This window comes from Novosphingobium cyanobacteriorum (genome assembly GCF_029436685.1).
Taxonomy (GTDB): Bacteria; Pseudomonadota; Alphaproteobacteria; order Sphingomonadales; family Sphingomonadaceae; genus Novosphingobium; species Novosphingobium cyanobacteriorum.
The window spans coordinates 1-3,352 of the sequence record NZ_JAROCY010000060.1 but is presented as its reverse complement, the minus strand read 5'-3'; the positions used below and the strand labels follow the sequence as shown (position 1 = coordinate 3,352).

Here is a 3,352-nt window from a genome sequence, read left to right as displayed (position 1 = left end):
AACGGTTTAAGAAAGGCCCATTCCTCATCGCTCATCAAACCACGGATCAAGGTAGCCTCCTCAAAAACTACCATGAATCAGAACTTACGCGATTTGGGAATCCTCTTTGTCAACACAACCTAGAAAGCCCAGGGCCACGGCAAAGGCCCGGTAATCGTCAACCCAAGAGCGCTTGGGGCAAAAGCTCTGAACGATCATCGCTGCATCGCGCGAGCAATAGCGTTGGGCTTCGATGACAGCGGAGGCCGTGCGGTGGATGAGTTGGTATCGGATTGTCCCGACCGTCGACGGATCGAGATCGAGAATTCGGCATAGCCGCTCCAGGCGTGCCGGGCGTGCGGTTGCATCCCCTTTTGCCTCTGAAAGCCATTCGTGGACTGTTGGACCGAAAGGCTCGTCCACTTTCGCCTCGACGGCCAGAACGCCAAGACGCCCATCAAGACGAAGAATCGCCATGAGATCGGTCTGGCTCGGTCGCTGACCATCACCAAGGTCGACCGGGCGCTCAAAAAACGCATCGACCAATGTGGCTCCCTTGAACGCGGGGTCATGATCGAGAGCCGATTTCACTGAAGGCGGAAGCCCGTTCGCAGAAAACCAGAGATCGGCCGCTGATTTGGCAGAACGACCTGGCTGCCAATGCGTTGGAGATCCGAGGTGATGGATCACGTCTTCGGGTCGCAACACCGGGACATGCAGGCGGCGGATGGTCGATTCACTTTGCATGGCACAGAGCTTCTTTTCTTCCAGCACTATGTCAACAGCAGACAATAGGCCCACGGTCATACGACGAGCTCGCCTTGAGCTGTTAAGAGATCCAAAAGGCCAGCGTGCCACATAGAAAGTCGCACGAGATCGGAATTGGCGATAACTTCGGCGCGCAGGACCATGAACGTAGAATAGGGCCATGACACGATATCTGCACGCCGACCTAGCGGAACGCTATTTTCTCGACGACCTCCCCGGCGCCACTCAACTGGGCGCCCGGTTGAACGGGATTCTCTTGAAGATTGACGCAGGTGAGCAGGTGACTGCCCTACAGCGGCAGTTTCTCGGCATGTCAGGCCTGCATGCGCTCATCACTTTGGCCGACGGTAAGACAACCTTGGGAGAGTTTCGGGCGGCGGCCGAGCAGGAGCAGGCAGCGCGCATTGAGGAGGCTGCGGTCAAGGCCCTGAAGGATGCGGCAGAATTTTCAGAACGCGCTGAGGCCAAGGCTGCTGCAGTCAAGGCTACCTTTGCCGCCATGGCGAACGACCCGACGCTCCGCCGAAAGCGAGAGGCCAAGGAACTGCGACAGCGCTTCGGCGTGGGATATATCGAAAGCGAAGATTATCCGCGTGCGATGGCCCTTCTCAGGCAAGTCGCCAACGGGCAACGCCTCAAAGTCGGGGATCTCGCATGGCTCAAGACCGAGGCCGAATACTGCTGGACCGATGAGCTGCAGAAGGCGTGGCATCGCTTAGAGGCCCAAGCGCTAACCGAAGCCTGGGAGCGCACGGGTGACGCCTGGAACGCGGTCAATGCCAGTGGACATTGGCGCAAAGCGGGTGAAGCCGAGCGAGCTCTGTCTTTGACCGGAAAGGCGATGGAACGAACTTCCCTCTCGCCGAAGCTGCAATCAGCCCTCTCCACGACCCGCGGCGGGGCGATGCGCGATTTGCGGCGGCTTGAAGAAGCAGAAGCGCTTGGACGACAGGCCCACAGCCTCACGCTCGCAGATTACCGACCCTGCACGCTACTGGGGGCTGTGTTGCTCGAGCGCGGTGATGTTGCGGGAGGGCATGATTGGTACGCCAAGGCCGAGCAGATGGGCGCGTCACGGAAGGCCATTGACCAAGATTTGCGATCTCTGCTGGTGCGATTGCCCTCGCAAGAGCGGCAGCGGATTTGCGACTATCTTATCGCTGAAGACCCCGAGAGGTTCGCCTGGTTGCTGGGCCGACGGGAGTCTCGCGAGCGCGGACAAGGCCAGGTCACAAAGGCTAGGCTTGCGTGATTATCGTGCCAGACGATCCTGGCTCGGCAGGTCAGGATGAGGTCTTGAAGGCCTCTGTGCTCAAGGTATTCGACGGTGACGGCTTCCTTGCCAACGTATGGCATCCGTTCCGCGAGACTTGGGTCGAGCGCATACCCTTTCGCTTCGCCTTCATCGATGCACCAGAGATGGGACAGCCTTGTGGTCCCGAAGCGAGGGATTTTCTTGCGGGGCTCATCGCAGGCAAGGAGCTAAGGCTTGATCCGGTTGGCAAGGAATCGACGGGCTACATGCCAATCGACCCCTACAAGCGTCTGCTCTGCGTCGGCTTCCTGACCGAGCAGATGGAGGCTGGAAGGATTGACTATTACCATCAAGGCAAGTGCGGCAGCGGTTTGGTGAAGCGGCCCCGTCCGGTGACGCGTAACATCGAGCTCGAAATGATCGTGAACGGCTGGGCTTGGGTTGTCGAGCAATACAGCTTCGAACGGGAAGACGAGTACTTCGAGGCGCAGGAAGATGCGCGGGAAAATCGGCGCGGGCTTTGGCAGATGGAGAATCCTGAAGCCCCGTGGAGTTTCAAGAGACGACAGCGTCAGCAGCGCAAATCTGCAGAAGCGCAGGGGAAACTGCTTTAGATCGGAAAGGAAAAAGCTTCAGCTGCTCACGTGACGAACGGCGGGTACTGTGGCAGCGATTGCGTTGATGATTGGACGATCCCGAACTTATCGGCCCAGCCTGTGGGCGCGCATCTTCCTTTCAGAGAGCTGGAAGCTGGTCCTCAGTGCCTCCTCATCGGACCGCATTCGACTGCAGTTGGGGGCTGACGACGACATTCCCTGCCTCGATGTCGCAGAGGTTTGGTCGAGCAAGGCGCTGCTCTGGCACACGGTTGAAATCCGGTCGAAGGGCCGCGTCGATGCTCTGTCAGGCCTGACTGCCAAGTCCGCTCAGACATTACGCGACGATTTGCTGGCTTTCGTGAACCAGCATCTCGCGGAGCTCATTGATTCCGATAAGGAACGTCTCCGTGAGGTGGACACCAAGATCCGCGCCATCACGGACAGCAACCAACAGTACCTGGCGCATGCCGACGTCAGCCGGGCGATCGCCAGCGTTCCGGGTAACGCTTCTTTCGCCCTGGCCCACCCATTGTTCGACGCCAATCTGATTCCGGCTACGCTGAGGGCCTATCTCCCTACTTCATTTTCCATGCTCACGGACCCGGCTGTCCGCAGCCGCTACAACGAGATGTCAATCGGCGTTCAAAGTTGACCCCCTGATCGGCGCGTAAAACTGACCCCCCTATCGGTCTGGCAGGCGGTTATCCCGGTAGTCCATGGGAGGGGCCCGCGCATGCCGTCGCGCGCCGTC

The 3,352-nt window shown here is 59.1% G+C and carries 4 protein-coding genes; 3 read left to right on the top strand and 1 reads right to left on the bottom strand.

Features of this window, described 5'->3' with window-relative positions:
- Nucleotides 1-84 precede the first annotated feature (84 nt).
- A complete protein-coding gene (locus POM99_RS22125; RefSeq protein WP_277280971.1) occupies nt 85-786 on the bottom strand; it encodes a DUF6946 family protein in 702 nt (233 codons plus the stop codon).
- Nucleotides 787-907: 121 nt separating this feature from the next.
- Between POM99_RS22125 and POM99_RS22120 the strand changes: the two genes are divergently transcribed.
- The 3 genes from POM99_RS22120 to POM99_RS22110 are packed head-to-tail and all read left to right on the top strand — an operon-like array spanning nt 908 to nt 3,253.
- The gene (locus POM99_RS22120) at nt 908-1,999 is read left to right on the top strand and encodes a tetratricopeptide repeat protein (RefSeq protein WP_277280970.1); all 1,092 of its coding nucleotides are present in this window, start codon (nt 908-910) and stop codon (nt 1,997-1,999) included.
- Entirely contained in the window at nt 1,996-2,616 is a 621-nt protein-coding gene (locus POM99_RS22115) for a thermonuclease family protein (protein WP_277280968.1), read from the top strand. The genes POM99_RS22120 and POM99_RS22115 overlap by 4 nt, the downstream gene beginning before the upstream one ends.
- 49 nt (nt 2,617-2,665) lie before the next feature.
- Nucleotides 2,666-3,253: a hypothetical protein gene (locus POM99_RS22110; RefSeq protein ID WP_277280967.1), complete on the top strand. Its 588-nt coding sequence runs from the start codon at nt 2,666-2,668 to the stop codon at nt 3,251-3,253.
- The last annotated feature ends 99 nt before the right edge of the window (nt 3,254-3,352 follow it).